A 13,963-nucleotide genomic window follows, 5' to 3' on the forward strand; every position below is an offset into this window, starting at 1 on the left:
TGTTATTCACGACACGAAAGCAGGTCCGCTATGCCCCCCATGGTCTGGAGAAAACGCTCGTCCGCGTTTACGCGATTGCTGTTCCCGGAAGTCTTGCCGTCCTTGCTGCCGCCTGCTCCGGCAGAACCGCAGCGGCAGCCCAACGAGCCGGCGCGCCCCGGACCGCGCAAGACGCTGACCTTGCCCAAACAGCGCGAACGCCTGATGCACATCACGGTGACGCGGGAAGAGGTGACGCACCTGCGCGAGGTGGTGATGCAGAGTTGCGGGCATTGCGTCTGCTTCATGCGCATGTCGCCGCTGGACCATGCGCGCCGCATGTGTCTGTGCCTGTGCGTACAGGCCGAGGCGGTGCCGATGGTGATGGATGCGGTGATGTGGGCGTTGCCTCAAGCCGAGTTCGGCTTGAGGCAAGCGTAGGTCATGCAAGCCGAGTTCGGCTTGCGGCAGGCGTAAGTAAAAAACTTAGTAGACGTCGCGGCGATAGCGGCCCTGGGCGATGAGGTCTTCCAGTGCCGCTTCGCCGAGCAGGTCGGTCAGCGCGGCGTCGACGCCGGCGGCCATGCCGTCGAGGCTGCCGCAGACGTACAGCACGGCGCCTTCATCGAGCCAGACCTTGAGCATGTCGGCGGCCTGGCGCAACTTGTCCTGCACGTAGACGCGCTCGGCCTGGTCGCGCGAGAAGGCGATGTCGACGCGGCTGAGCATGTCGTCCTGCATCCATTGTTCGATCTCTTCGCGGTAGAGGAAATCGTGGGCGCGGTGACGTTCTCCGAACAGCAGCCAGTTGCGGCGCTGGCCGCTGGCGATGCGGGCGCGCAGATGACCGCGCAAACCGGCCAGGCCGGAACCGTTGCCGATGAAGATGGCCGGCGTCGGTTCGGGCGCCAGCGCGAAGTTGCTGTTTTCCAGCAGGCGCAAGTCGATCGCGTTGCCCAGCGGCGCGTATTCCGTCAGCCAGCCCGAGGCCAGGCCGAAGCCGTCTTCGTGCGCGACCTGGCGCACCAGCAGGTGGACACGTTCGTCATCCTGGACCGAGGCTACCGAATAGCGTCGCGACGCCAACGGCTGCAGGGTGTCGGCCAGTGCTTGCGGCGTCAGGCCGGGAGCGGATTTTGCAACCGGCAGCACGCTGCGCGAGAGCGCTTCGGCCAGCGTGCGCGTGACGTCCTGATGGCGAACCGCGACGTCGCCGTCGAGGCCGGTTCGGCTGAGGAACAGTGCGACGCGATCGGGCGCATGGCGCGGCAGGATTTCCGCCAGCGCGCCGGATTGCCATTGAACGTGGCTGCCGGCGGGCGCGTCGAATTCCAGGTGATAGATGCCCTGGCCGGCGCTGCCCGGATTGAGCAGCTTGCGTTCGCGCAGGATCCAGCTGGCGTAGGACGCCTCGGCCGGTGCGGGCGCGGCTTCTTCCAGCGGCGCACCGCCGGTCAATACCGCGAGTTCGCGTTGCCAGGAGGCCAGTGCGGAGGGAGCGCCATCGTCGACCTCGATCATCGGGAAGAATGCCTGCGCGCCCTGGCTGCGCAGCCAGTGATCGACGCTGTGGCCGAAGCCGCAGAATTTTTCATAGTGGCGATCGCCCAGCGCCAGCAAACCGTATTGCACGTGAGCGAGGGCGTTGCCGGCTGGTTGCGTCAGTTGGCGCGCAAAGCGACGCGCACTGTCGGGCGGTTCGCCTTCGCCGAAGGTACTTACCACGAACAGTGCACGATGGAAGTGGCGCAGGCGTTCCGGATCGAGCGTGGCCAGCGATTGCACGGTGACGGCGACGCCGGCCTTTTGCAGCGCGGCGGCGGTGTGCAGCGCGATGCGTTCGGCTTGACCCGCTTGGGTGGCGTAGGCCAGCAATATTCCTTCTTTGCTTTCCTTGTCGCGGGCATTGGCGTTGGCGCCGCCGGGGCTGCTGATGACCGCCTCGCGGCTGCGGTCCAGCAACGCGCGTTCGGCGCGCACCGCACGCTTCTTGCGGCGGCGGTCGAGGTACAGCATCCAGCCGGTGATGCCGAACAGCGGCATGATCAGCGCGGCAATCGTCATCACGATGCGGCCGGGCAGGCCGAAGTAGGTGCCCATGTGCAGCGGATAGATCGCGCCGATGAACAGGCCGCCGGCATCCTTGTCGGCGAAGCGTTCATTGAGTTTGATGTCGCCGGTCAGCGGCAGCACGTTCAGGCGATTGCGGGCGCGCTCATGCGAGGCGTCGGGCAGCAGGTAGTTGAACTGGACCGGCTGCGCGGTCTTGTCGGAAATGCGGATGTTGACCAGCGTGTACGGACCGGCTTCGCGCAGGAACACGTTCCACGCCAGCGTGAGGTCGAGCGGTGCGGCTTCAGTCTTTTCGGACTTGTCTTTTTCCTTGTCCACGGTCGTGCCCATGCTCATGCCCATGCCTTTGGGCTTTTCACGTCTGGCTTGCGGCGCACGCACTTCCTGCCCGGCCAGGCTGTTGACGCCGGACTTGAACCAGTCGAACGCCCAGTACATTCCGGTAGTCGTGAAGATCACGTACATCACCAGCGCCCAGGTGCCGATCACCGAGTGCAGGTTCCACAGGAAAGAGCGACCCGAGAGGCCGAAATCGAGTTTGAACCAGGCGCGCCAGTTCAGCGCGCGGCGCGGCCAGCGCATGTACAGGCCCGACAGCGCCAGGATCAGCAGGCACATCGACAGGCTACCGGCGACGATCTTGCCGGCATCGGTGGGCAGCAGCAGCCAGCGATGGAAGCGTTCGGTGAATTCAAAGAACTCGTTGCCCGCCAGCGGCGGCAGCAGCGCGCCGGTGTAGGGATCGGCGTAGCGCATTTCACCGCGGCGTACGCCTGGCGGGGGAGCGAAGTTGATGCGTACCGAAGCGCCGGGCTGGATCGATGCGATCAGCACGGCGACGCGCTCATGCGGGACTTCGGCGCGCAGGCGTTCGAGGATCTGCGGCGGCGTCAGCATGGCTTGCTCGCGCACGGCCACATGGACGATGCCGGGATTGAGCCAGTCGGTAATTTCTTCGCGGAAAGACAGGATGGCGCCGGTCACGCCGATGAACATCAGCACGGTGCCCGCGGTGATGCCGATGAACCAGTGCACCTGGAACCAGATTTTCTTGAACATTGTTTTTCTCTTGTGGGCTGGCGGTCGGCGAGCTGGGCAGCGTGCAGCGTGGCTTGTCGACGCCTGCGGACGGCGTTTTCGCTAAAGCGCTCTATTATAGAGGATCAGAGAATGAGAATTATTCCAAGAAGTATCTCATTGTTGCAATATCAACTCTGAGCAGGCTCATCCTTTTGCAGCACCATGCTGGCCAGGATCATTGCCGCCACCAGCAAGGCCACCGGCAGCAGCCCGCGATGCAGCAGGAAACCGGCGATCTGCGTGCCCACGCCCGACAGCGTTAGCGCCAGGAACATCAGGAAGCCCGACGCCAGGCTGGTCAGCGACTTCGGCACCGACAGCGCGCGTGTCACGGTAGACGGCCCGCGCAGGCCGAGGCCGGCACAGAACAGCATCCAGCACACGATCAGCGGCGCCACATGGCGCTCATCCAGCACGCCCAGCGTGATCAGTCCCGCCACCGAGATCAACTGAACGATGGCGCCGGCATTCATCAGCTTGAAGGTGCCGCAGCGATGCGCCATGGCGCCGGCGCGCGAGGCGGCGATGATGAAGGACGACACGCCGCACACCTGCATCAGCGCAAAAGTGCCGGGACCGCGGCCGCTCCATTGCTCGATCAGGTGCGGGGCACTGGCGACAAAGGTGACCAGCGCGCCGAAGGTCAGGCCGTACACGGCGGCGTCGCGCAGGTAGACGCGATTCCTCAGCAGCACGACATAACTGACGGTTTCATCGGCGTCGTGCAACACCTGCTTGCCCGGCACCAGTTTCAGGATGAACGGCAGCAGCGCCAGCGCGAGGATCGCCACCAGCCAGAAGTTGCTGCGCCAGCCGGACACCAGCAGGATGCCCGTGCCGATCACCGGCGCGATGGCGGGGATGACGGATTCGGCGATGCTGACCCAGGAAATCGCGCGCATTGCATCGGCGTCAGAGAAGCGCCGCCGCAGCAGCACCGGCACCACCACGGTGGCGGCGCCCGCGCCGATGCCTTGCACGGTGCGGTAGACAATCAGCGCGTCGACATCCGCCGCCAGGGCGCAGGCCACGCCGGTGATTGCCAGCAAGGCGACGCCGGCCAGCAGGGTGTTGCGCATGCCGAGCTTGTCGGCCAGCGCGCCCCACAGCAGTTGCGACAGCGCCAGCGCAATCATGAAAGAAGAAATCGTCGCCTGCACCGCCGGCACGTCGCTGCCGAGGTCGTGGGCGAGATGCGGCAACGCAGGCAGGTAAAGATCGGTGGCCAGCATGCCGACGCCGGTGAGTGCGGCCAGCGGGATGATTTGCAGCAGAGGAGGACGGGACATCGATAAAACTCAGTAAGACAGGTTCAGAGGTTCAGTAAAAGCAAGGCGCGGAAACATCTGGATGCGCGTCAGGAGGCTAAGGCAGGTGCGCCTGGCGGTCATCTTGCCGTTTGCGCTTCCCGGACTGCGGAGAGCGGCCATGATACCACCGGCTTTTCGGACGGCTGGTTTTGCCCGCCGGAGCGCTCACGCGCCGAGCTGCACAGGATTGCATGGCCGGTTGTAAAAAATCTGGTCTAATCTCAAATTCAAATGGTATAGTGATCATACCAGTTGAGGTAATTTCAAAAAATACCCACTGGCAATGCAAATACATACACCTAACTAAAAACCCACCGTCAGAAACGCTTCCCGAAAAGCGTCGGCGGAAAAACAAGGTTGTTGTTGATCTGGCAATGGCCTTGTTCAATCAACTGAGGAGACAGCATGGAGGCAGCAACAAGCGCCGTCGAAAAGTCGGCAATCATGAAGGTGTCGTTACGGCTGGTGCCGTTCGTCGCACTGATGTTCTTTATCAATTTTCTGGACCGCACGGCGATTTCCTTCGCCGGACCGAACGGCATGAGCAAAGACCTCGCCCTGACGGCGGCGCAATTCGGTTTTGCCGCGGGTGTGTTCTTCATCGGCTACGTGCTGCTGGAAATTCCCAGTAATCTGGCGCTGCATAAATACGGCGCGCGCCGCTGGCTGGCACGCATCATGGTGACCTGGGGCATCGTTGCGCTGCTATTCACCTGGGTCAGCAATGTCGAGGGGCTGTATGTCTTGCGCTTCCTGCTCGGCGTCGCCGAAGCCGGCTTTTTCCCGGGCGCCATCCTGTTCCTGAGCATGTGGGTGCCGGCCCGCCATCGCAGCCATATCCTGGCGCTGTTCTATCTCGCGCAGCCGCTGACCATCGTGATCGGCGCACCGGTCGCGGCGCTGCTGATCGAGGCGCACGGGCTGTTCGGACTGGAAGGCTGGCGCGTCATGTTCGCCGGCGTGGCGATCCCCGCGATCGTTGTCGGTGTCATCGCCTGGTTCTATCTGGCCGACAAGCCTGCTGACGCCAAATGGCTCAACGAAGCCGAGCGCAACTGGCTTACTGCAGCACTGGCCAGTGAAAACAAGACCAAGCGCATCACCGCTCAATCCAACGTCACCTCGGCGCTGACCAATAGTCGCGTGTGGTTGCTGTCGCTGGTGTATTTCGGCCTGATCTACGGTTTGTATGCGCTGGCGTTCTTCCTGCCGACCATCATCGGCGGCTTCGAAGCGCAATTCGGCAGCAAATTCAACGTCTTTCAAAAGGGACTGATCACGGCGATTCCTTACCTGCCGGCGGCGGTCGCGTTGTACCTCTGGAGTCGCGACGCCACCCATCGCGGCGTGCGCAGCTGGCACGTCGGCGTACCGGCCTTGCTGGGCGCGGTCAGCATTCCGATGGCGCTGTACATGAACACGCCGGTAGCGACGATCGCGGCCATCACGGTCACCGCCTGCGCCATCTTCTCGGCCTTGCCGACCTTCTGGTCGATCCCGGCGCGCTTCCTGTCGGGCGCCGCAGCCGCGGCAGGTATCGCGTTGATCAATACGGTCGGCAACGCCGCCGGCTTCATTGCGCCGTTCGTTACAGGCGCCATCAAGGACGCGACCGGTTCCTATCAGGCGCCGATGTTCGTGGTCGGCGCGCTGATGCTGATGTCGGCAGTGGTGATCTTTGCCATCGGCGCAGGCGCACGGCAAGAGCAAACCTTGCCGTCGGAATTGCAAGGAAAGGCGATCGCAGACTAGCGTCTCGCATCCTCAAAAAATCTGTTTGTATTACCGAATCATTGAATAGTCACTGAGCAACTGGAGAATCATCATGAAGGAAAAAATCGCCCTGTTCGGCGCCGGCGGCAAGATGGGTGTGCGGCTGGCCAAGAACCTCAAGAAATCAGACTACCGCGTGGCCCATGTGGAAGTCAGCCAGGCCGGCCAGCAGCGTCTCAAGGATGAGCTCGGCGTGGAGTGCGTGAGCATCGACGCCGCATTGGACAACGTTGACGTCGTCATCCTGGCGGTGCCGGATACGCTGATCGGCAGAATCGCCGCTGAGATTTCGCCCAAGCTGCGTCCCGGGGTCATGGTGATGACGCTGGATGCGGCCGCGCCGTTCGCCGGCCACCTGCCGGATCGTCCGGATCTGGTCTATTTCGTGGCCCACCCCTGCCATCCGCCGATCTTCAACGACGAGACGACGCAAGAAGGCCGTCGTGATTTCTTCGGCGGCGGCGCCGCCAAGCAATCGATTACCAGCGCGCTGATGCAAGGTCCGGATTCAGCCTTCGACCTGGGCGAAGACGTCGCCAAGGTGATCTATCAACCGATCCTGCGCAGCTACCGCCTGACGGTGGACCAGATGGCGATCCTTGAACCGGGCCTGTCCGAAACCGTCTGCGCCACTTTGCTTTACGCGATGAAGCAGGCCATGGACGAGACCGTGCGTCGCGGCGTGCCAGAAGAAGCCGCGCGCGATTTCCTGCTGGGCCACATGAACATTCTGGGCGCGGTGATCTTCAAGGAAATCCCCGGCGCGTTTTCGGACGCCTGCAACAAAGCGATCCAGAACGGCCTGCCGCGCCTGTTGCGCGATGACTGGCTGAAGGTGTTCGAGCACGACGAAATCGCCGAGAGCATCCGCCGCATCACCTGAGCACCTGCAATCGCAGACATCCGTGGCGATCGTTGCCACGGATGCACACGATTTTCAGCGAATACACATCAGCGAGTAAAACATGGAACGCATCTACGCCAGCTATTGGCTGGAAACCGGCGATGATCCGGCCCGCGCCGCCGAGGTCATCGCCGGTGAACAATCGAGCGGCACCTTCGTCGCCTTGCCGACCGAGACGCCCGAACTGAAGGAACGTTCCGGCGCGCGTGTCGAGCGCCTCAACATCCTCGGTCACAGCAAACAACCCAGCTTGCCGGGCGGCATGCCTTCACAACGCTACACCCAATGCGAACTGGAAATCTCCTGGCCGCTGGAAAACCTCGGCCCTTCGCTGCCCAACCTGATGGCGACCATCGCGGGCAATCTATTCGAGTTGCGCCAGGTGTCCGGCCTGCGCCTGACCGGCCTGCGTCTGCCGCCGGCGTTTGCCAAAGCCTATCAGGGACCGGCCTTCGGCATCGCCGGCACGCGCCGCCTGACCGGCGTGATGCACGGTCCGTTGATCGGCACCATCATCAAGCCGAGCATCGGCCTGTCGGTTGACGAGACCGTACAGCAAGTACGCGAACTGGTCGCCGGCGGCGTCGACTTCATCAAGGATGACGAACTGCAGGCCGATGGCGCACGCTGTCCTTTCGACGAGCGCGTACGCGGCGTGATGCGGGTCATCAACGAGCATGCCGAGCGGACCGGTAAAAAAGTCATGATGGCCTTCAACCTGACCGGCGATCTCGACCAGATGCGCCGGCGCCATGATCTGGTGCTGGCCGAAGGCGGCACCTGTGTGATGGCCAGTCTCAATTCGATCGGCCTGATCGGGTTGCAGGAGCTGCGCCGCCATGCACAACTGCCAATCCACGCGCATCGCGCCGGCTGGGGTTACCTGACGCGCTGTCCGCAGCTTGGCTGGGATTACGCGCCGTGGCAGATGCTTTGGCGTCTGGCCGGCGCCGATCACATGCACGTCAACGGCCTGCGCAACAAATTCAGCGAGCCCGACGACAGCGTCATCGCCGCCGCGCGCTCGGTGCTCAGCCCGGTGATGCCGGAAGCGCCGTTGCCGACGATGCCGGTATTCAGCTCGGGACAGACCGGTTTGCAGGCGGCAGATACCTATCGCGCCATCGGTTGCGCGGATCTGATCCACACCGCCGGCGGCGGCATCTTCGGACATCCGCAAGGCGTGTCGGCGGGCGTCGAAGCCTTGCGTGAATCCTGGGTGGCGGCGATGGAAGGCGTGCCGTTGGAACGTCATGCCGAACGCCATCCTGCCCTGCAGGCCGCGCTCGGTTTTTGGAAATAAGTGCGCTGCTCATGAGCACAGACGAAAAAGAAAACGCCTTGCCGGCAGGATTGCTGCTGGCGTATTACGGTGACGATTTCACCGGTTCGACCGATGCGATGGAAGTGATGGCGGCGGCAGGGTTGCCTACGGTGCTGTTCCTGCAGACCCCCGACCGCGCCATGCTGCAACGCTTTCCGGACGTGCGCTGCGTCGGCATTGCCGGTTCTTCGCGTGGCCGTTCGCCGGAATGGATGGAGGAGCATCTGCCGCGGGCATTTTCGCAACTGGCGGCGCTGCATGCACCGCTGATGCAATACAAGGTGTGCTCGACGTTCGACTCCTCAGCGACGACCGGATCCATCGGCCGCGCCATCGATCTGGGTGTGGCGCACATGCCCGGCATATGGTCGCCGATGATTGTCGGCGCGCCGCGATTAAAACGCTATCAACTGTTCGGCAACCTGTTTGCCGCCGTCGATGGCGTCGGCTATCGCCTCGATCGTCATCCGACCATGGCGCGCCATCCTGTCACGCCGATGGCCGAATCGGATTTGCGCCGTCATCTGGCGCTGCAGACGCAACGCCGCATCCAGCTGATCGACATGGTTCAGCTCCGCGCCGGTGCGGCGGCGGACGCGCAATGTCTGGCGCGCCTCAAGGGGGCGGATACGCCGGTTGTCATGCTGGACGTGCTCGACGAAGAGACGCTGCGCGAAGCCGGTCGCCTGGTGTGGGAGCAGCGCGGCGCGGGCGTCTTCAGCGCCTCGTCGTCCGGGCTGCAATATGCGCTGACGTCGTACTGGCGTTCGCGCGGCTGGATTGCAGAAAAGACTTCCTTGCCGAAAGCCGGACCGGTCCCCGTCATCGCCGCCGTCAGCGGCAGTTGCTCGCCGGTGACGGCGGGGCAGATCGCCTGGGCGCGCACGCATGGATTTGCGGTGGAACGACTGAACTTGGCGGCGGCGCTCGGCGCCGGCAGTCGCGAAGCGGAACTGGCGCGCGTGGTCGCGCTGGCGGCGGCAGCGATCCGCGCGGGACGCAGTCCGCTGGTGTACAGCGCCGAAGGGCCGGACGATCCTTGCGTCATCGGTTTCGACGCGATAGCGCAGCAGGCCGGTCTCGGCCGGGCCGAGGCGGCGCGGCGCGTCGGCGCAGCGCTGGCCGAGATCATGCGGCGCCTGCTTGATACCTGCACGGTGTCGCGGCTGGCGATCGCCGGTGGGGATAGCTCAGGCGAGGTGGCCGGCGCCCTCGACATCAGCGCGCTCAGCGTGTGCGCCGCCATGTCGCCGGGCGCACCCTTGTGTCGCGCCTGGTCGGACAATCCGCGCCGTGACGGGCTGGAAGTGGTTCTCAAGGGTGGGCAGGTCGGCGCGCGCAGCTTTTTCGGCGATGTCCTCGAAGGATTGTCGCCGGCTTCTGCCTGATCCTGGTCTGCTCCGTCAGCGAGGGCAGTAAAATTGATGTGCTAAAGTCCCATATCAATTTTCATTCACGCCCTATTCAAGCTGACGCAATGACGCAAGCCATGCCGGAAACCATACAGCGACGCAAGTTATATCAAGAAGTCCTGGAACGCCTGATGGAGCGCATCCATAGCGGCGAACTGCCGCCCGGATCGCAGCTGCCGTCGGAACGTGAGTTGATGGAGCAGTACGGCGTCGGCCGCCCTGCGGTGCGCGAAGCGCTGCAGGCGATGGAGCGCTCCGGCTTTGTCGAGATCGCACACGGCGAGCGCGCCCGCGTCGTTGATCCGACCGCCGACCGGCTGATCGCCCAGATCGCCATCGGCGCCCAGCATTTGCTGCGCACCAAGCCCGCCATGCTGGGACATCTCAAGGAAGCCCGCGTCCTGCTCGAAACCAGCACTGCCCGCATGGCCGCCGAGCGCGCCACGGAAGAACAGATCGCGCGGCTGCGCCTGAGCATTGCGCAGCACCGTGCGTCCATGGTCAACCTGGAAGAGTTCATCGAACGCGACATGGCCTTTCATCGGGAGATCGCCGACATCAGCGGCAATCCTCTTTTTCCATCCATCGTCGAATCGATGTTCAAGTGGGCCGGGGAATTTTATTTCACGCTGGTGCGCGCGCCGGGTGCGGAAGAACTCACGCTGGCCGAACATCAGCGCATCGTCGACGCCATCGCCGCCCATGACGGTGATGCCGCTGCGGAAGCAATGCGCAGTCACCTGATGCGCGCCAACGCGCTGTATCGGGAACTCGGGCAGCAGTAAGCGCAATCAATCCCTTCAAGTGCGGATCAGCGCCACCAGCGCCTGCGCCAGTTCATTGTCCTTGTCGGCCAGTTTGCTGATCACGTCGAGATGGTGGCCGTCTGCCAGTCTGACTTGCCGCACCGGGAATCCGGCCGCCTGCAAACGCAGTCCATATGCCGCCAGCTGGCGATGGAATTCGGCGGATTCTGCGCCTCCCGCGGTCAGTACCACCGGTATCGGCAGTTGCGGCAGATGATGCAAGGGGCTGAATTGCTCTACCTGGGGCTGATCCAGTTGCAGCGCCTCATTCAGATAGCACAGGCGAATCGGCTCCAGGTCATAGAGCCCGCTGACGCAGCACAGTCCCTTCACGACGTTGTCCGGCAAACCGGCATCGCACCATTCGGTCGCCGCCAGCACGGCCGCCAGGTGGCCGCCTGCCGAGTGTCCGGCGACATAGATCTCGTCGGCATTGAAACCCAATTGCGCCGCCTGTCGATATAGCCACGAGAGCGCCAGGCGCACGTCGCCGACGATCTCAGGCATGTCGACCTCGGGAGCCAGCCGGTAATTGATCATGGCCACGGCGATGCCGGCCTCATGGTACGGCCCGGCCACATGGCTGAAGTCGTCTTTGTCCAATGAGCGCCAGTAACCGCCGTGGATGAACACCAGCAAGGGCGCATCGGCCTGCGTTGCCGGGAAATAGTCCAGCGCCTGCAGGCGATGCGTGCCGTAATGCAGGTTGGTGCGCACCTCATGCTGTTGCCGGTACGCGCGCGCGGTTTCATTCCAGCTGTCGAAGATATCCTGAAAGCGCGGAATGCCGGCGCGCACATTGTATTGACGGTCGAGCTGATCGCGGTCGTAGTGCAGGTAATGCTTCATCGCGTCTCCTGGATCTTGTTTCCTATTGTTCTGCAAAGTGCTCGGCAATGAATCCGCGCAGCCATTGATTGCCTTCGTCCTGGTTGAAGCGGCGGTGCCAGAAGATATTGGTCTGCAGCGATGGCAGCCGCAAGGGCGGACGAACGTATTGTAGGTTGAACGGTTGCGCCGCGCTCTCGGCGAGCTTTTGCGGCACCGTCACGATCAGATCGGTGGTGCTGACGATGTAGGGCACGGCGGTGAAATGCGGCACGCGGAAATTGACGTTGGCGCGAATGCCGGCTTTTTCCAGGTTCTGGTTGATGCGGTCGTACGGGCTCTCCAGCGACGACACCACCAGATGCTGCGCCGCCAGGAAATCCTTCATCGTCACGGTCTTGCCGCTCAGCGGATGACCCTGGCGGAACATGCTCACATAATTCTGGCGAAAAAGCCGGCGCTGGTACAGCGCACCCGAGACATTGTCGAAGGCGCCGATGGCGAGGTCGACGCGACCCGATTCCATCTCGCTCTTGAGGTCGATGGCGCCGGCGCGCACCGTACTGATCTGGATGCCGGGCGCGAGCCGCGCGCAGGTCTCGATCAGCAGCGGCATGAAATACACCTCGCCGACGTCGGTCATGGCGATGGTGAAGTGGCGCGCGCTGCCAGCCGCCGAGAACGCCTCTTGCCGGTTCAGCGCCTTCGATACGTGCATCAGCGCCGCCGCCACCGGGTCCGCCAGTTGCTGCGCGAACGGCGTCGGCTGCATGCCTTGCGCGGTGCGCACGAACAGTTCATCGCCGAAGGTGCGGCGCAGGCGCGCCAGCGCATTGCTGACGGCCGGCTGCGACAGGTTCAGGCGGCGTGCCACCGAGGAAATCTGGCGATCCTGGAACACCTCCTGAAACACTACCAGCAGGTTGAGGTCGATATCTTTGGGTTCGATCATGCTCGCATCATGTTTTCGTTATTTCTTCGACCACTATTCATCATATCAATGGGCTACATTTACCCATTTATATCGTAAAAGTCGGATCATTGCACCACTCATAAAAAAACGCGGCATCGCCCGGCATGTTGCCATGCAGGCAAGTCGCGACCATCCACAACCAATAAGGAGGAGCAAGGATGCAATCCGATGTCATCAATGTCGACCAGGTCGTCGAGCAGAGCCGTTTTGGCGCTTTTCAATTTGGTCTGCTGCTGCTGTGCGGCCTGTGCCTGATCATCGACGGTTTCGACATCCAGGCCATGGGTTACGTCGCGCCCGCCATCATCGGCGACTGGCACGTCAACAAGGCCAGCCTCGGTCCGGTGTTCGGCGCCGGCCTGTTCGGCATGCTGCTCGGTTCGCTGGTGCTCACGCCCGTGGGCGACAAGTACGGCCGCCGTCCGGTGCTGATCATCTCCACCTTCTTCTTCGCCATTTGCATGCTGCTGACCACGCGCGTGCAGACTCTCGATGAATTGCTGATCCTGCGTTTTATCACCGGCTTCGGCCTCGGCAGCATCATGCCGAACGCGATGGCGCTGGTCGGCGAGTTCAGCCCGAACAGCTCGCGCGTGACGCGCATGATGCTGGTGTCCTGCGGTTTCACGGTCGGTGCGGCGGTGGGCGGCTTCGTCAGCGCGGCGCTGATCCCGGCGTTCGGCTGGCGTTCGGTGTTCCTGGTCGGCGGCCTGATCCCGGCGGCGCTGGGCGTGGCGATGCTGATCTGGCTGCCGGAGTCGATCCAGTTCCTGGTGCTGCGCAAGCGGCCGATGAAGCAGGTCGCACGCTGGCTCAACAAGGTGCAACCTGGTTTGCAAGTCAATGAAGGCAGCACCGTGGTCGTCAAGGAAGCGCGCAACGACGGCATGCCCGTGGCGGAACTGTTCCGCGAAGGCCGCGCCGGCGTCACGCTGCTGCTGTGGCTGATCAGCTTCATGAACCTGATCAACCTGTATTTCCTGTCCAACTGGCTGCCGACCCTGATCAAGGATGCCGGCTATTCGACCGGCGCTGCGGTGCTGATCGGCACGTCGCTGCAAGTCGGCGGCATCGTCGGCACGCTGACGCTGGGCTGGTTCATCAATCGTTTCGGCTTTACCCGCGTGCTGGGCAGCTGCTTCGTGGTGGCCTGCGTCTTCATCGCACTGATCGGCCATGTCGCCGCGACACCGGTGCTGCTGTTCATCTGCGTGGTGGTGGCGGGCTTCTGCGTGGTGGGCGGACAACCGGCGGTCAATGCGTTGGCCGGCACGTTCTATCCGACCCAATTGCGTTCCACCGGCATCGGCTGGGCGCTCGGCATCGGCCGCATCGGCTCGGTGCTGGGGCCGGTCATCGGCGGCCAGCTGATCGCCATGCAATGGGCTAACGGTTCGCTGTTCATGGCTGCTGCGGTGCCGGCGATCATCTCTGCGCTGATGGTGGCGCGCCTGCATTGGTATCGCCCGCAATAGTTATCGGAATCGGTTTTTTGAGAAGG

General features: G+C 63.2%; 11 protein-coding genes. 7 read left to right on the forward strand and 4 right to left on the reverse strand.

Annotated elements, in window-relative coordinates:
- Window positions 1-30 precede the first annotated feature (30 nt).
- Entirely contained in the window at window positions 31-420 is a 390-nt protein-coding gene (locus tag E4P32_RS24285; RefSeq protein ID WP_233526784.1) for a hypothetical protein, read from the forward strand.
- A 45-nt stretch (window positions 421-465) separates the two neighbouring features.
- Here the strand turns inward: E4P32_RS24285 and E4P32_RS13150 are convergent, their stop codons facing one another.
- Both E4P32_RS13150 and E4P32_RS13155 read right to left on the reverse strand, forming a co-directional pair.
- A complete protein-coding gene (locus E4P32_RS13150) occupies window positions 466-3,111 on the reverse strand; it encodes a sulfite reductase flavoprotein subunit alpha (protein WP_116436703.1) in 2,646 nt (881 codons plus the stop codon).
- 149 nt (window positions 3,112-3,260) lie between these two features.
- The gene (locus E4P32_RS13155) at window positions 3,261-4,421 is read right to left on the reverse strand and encodes an MFS transporter (RefSeq protein ID WP_116436702.1); all 1,161 of its coding nucleotides are present in this window, start codon (window positions 4,419-4,421) and stop codon (window positions 3,261-3,263) included.
- Between the two features lie 426 nt (window positions 4,422-4,847).
- Between E4P32_RS13155 and E4P32_RS13160 the strand changes: the two genes are divergently transcribed.
- The 5 genes from E4P32_RS13160 to E4P32_RS13180 all read left to right on the forward strand — a co-directional run bounded on the left by E4P32_RS13160 (window position 4,848) and on the right by E4P32_RS13180 (window position 10,640).
- Window positions 4,848-6,194, forward strand: a complete 1,347-nt coding sequence (locus E4P32_RS13160) for an MFS transporter (protein WP_116436701.1) — start codon at window positions 4,848-4,850, stop codon at window positions 6,192-6,194.
- Window positions 6,195-6,267: 73 nt separating this feature from the next.
- Window positions 6,268-7,098 (forward strand): phosphogluconate dehydrogenase C-terminal domain-containing protein, encoded by an 831-nt coding sequence (locus tag E4P32_RS13165; RefSeq protein ID WP_116436700.1) that lies wholly within the window; start codon window positions 6,268-6,270, stop codon window positions 7,096-7,098.
- Between the two features lie 82 nt (window positions 7,099-7,180).
- On the forward strand, window positions 7,181-8,422 hold the full coding sequence (locus E4P32_RS13170; RefSeq protein WP_116436699.1) for a ribulose-bisphosphate carboxylase large subunit family protein: 1,242 nt from the start codon (window positions 7,181-7,183) through the stop codon (window positions 8,420-8,422).
- Window positions 8,423-8,433: 11 nt separating this feature from the next.
- A complete protein-coding gene (gene oiaK / locus E4P32_RS13175; RefSeq protein ID WP_116436698.1) occupies window positions 8,434-9,831 on the forward strand; it encodes a 3-oxo-isoapionate kinase OiaK in 1,398 nt (465 codons plus the stop codon).
- A gap of 101 nt (window positions 9,832-9,932) precedes the next feature.
- Entirely contained in the window at window positions 9,933-10,640 is a 708-nt protein-coding gene (locus E4P32_RS13180; RefSeq protein WP_029363207.1) for a transcriptional regulator NanR, read from the forward strand.
- A gap of 15 nt (window positions 10,641-10,655) precedes the next feature.
- Here the strand turns inward: E4P32_RS13180 and E4P32_RS13185 are convergent, their stop codons facing one another.
- On the reverse strand, window positions 10,656-11,510 hold the full coding sequence (locus E4P32_RS13185; protein WP_116436697.1) for an alpha/beta hydrolase: 855 nt from the start codon (window positions 11,508-11,510) through the stop codon (window positions 10,656-10,658).
- A gap of 22 nt (window positions 11,511-11,532) precedes the next feature.
- Window positions 11,533-12,441: a LysR family transcriptional regulator gene (locus E4P32_RS13190; RefSeq protein WP_116436696.1), complete on the reverse strand. Its 909-nt coding sequence runs from the start codon at window positions 12,439-12,441 to the stop codon at window positions 11,533-11,535.
- A 179-nt stretch (window positions 12,442-12,620) separates the two neighbouring features.
- Here E4P32_RS13190 and E4P32_RS13195 point away from each other — a divergent pair, with 179 nt between their 5' ends.
- Complete coding sequence (locus tag E4P32_RS13195; RefSeq protein ID WP_116436695.1) at window positions 12,621-13,937, forward strand: MFS transporter; 1,317 nt, start codon at window positions 12,621-12,623, stop codon at window positions 13,935-13,937.
- Window positions 13,938-13,963: the final 26 nt, after the last annotated feature.

It is taken from the genome of Herbaspirillum sp. 3R11 (genome assembly GCF_004563925.1).
Lineage (GTDB): Bacteria > Pseudomonadota > Gammaproteobacteria > Burkholderiales > Burkholderiaceae_D > Herbaspirillum.

What these genes read in the sequence shown, in the direction of transcription:
- E4P32_RS13155 (WP_116436702.1), bottom strand. Translation starts at nt 4,421, where the DNA reads ATGTCCCGTCCTCCTCTGCTGCAAATCATCCCGCTGGCCGCACTCACC.
- E4P32_RS13185 (WP_116436697.1), bottom strand. Translation starts at nt 11,510, where the DNA reads ATGAAGCATTACCTGCACTACGACCGCGATCAGCTCGACCGTCAATAC.
- E4P32_RS13160 (WP_116436701.1), top strand. Translation starts at nt 4,848, where the DNA reads ATGGAGGCAGCAACAAGCGCCGTCGAAAAGTCGGCAATCATGAAGGTG.
- E4P32_RS24285 (WP_233526784.1), top strand. Translation starts at nt 31, where the DNA reads ATGCCCCCCATGGTCTGGAGAAAACGCTCGTCCGCGTTTACGCGATTG.
- E4P32_RS13170 (WP_116436699.1), top strand. Translation starts at nt 7,181, where the DNA reads ATGGAACGCATCTACGCCAGCTATTGGCTGGAAACCGGCGATGATCCG.
- E4P32_RS13180 (WP_029363207.1), top strand. Translation starts at nt 9,933, where the DNA reads ATGCCGGAAACCATACAGCGACGCAAGTTATATCAAGAAGTCCTGGAA.
- E4P32_RS13165 (WP_116436700.1), top strand. Translation starts at nt 6,268, where the DNA reads ATGAAGGAAAAAATCGCCCTGTTCGGCGCCGGCGGCAAGATGGGTGTG.
- E4P32_RS13190 (WP_116436696.1), bottom strand. Translation starts at nt 12,441, where the DNA reads ATGATCGAACCCAAAGATATCGACCTCAACCTGCTGGTAGTGTTTCAG.
- oiaK (WP_116436698.1), top strand. Translation starts at nt 8,434, where the DNA reads ATGAGCACAGACGAAAAAGAAAACGCCTTGCCGGCAGGATTGCTGCTG.
- E4P32_RS13150 (WP_116436703.1), bottom strand. Translation starts at nt 3,111, where the DNA reads ATGTTCAAGAAAATCTGGTTCCAGGTGCACTGGTTCATCGGCATCACC.
- E4P32_RS13195 (WP_116436695.1), top strand. Translation starts at nt 12,621, where the DNA reads ATGCAATCCGATGTCATCAATGTCGACCAGGTCGTCGAGCAGAGCCGT.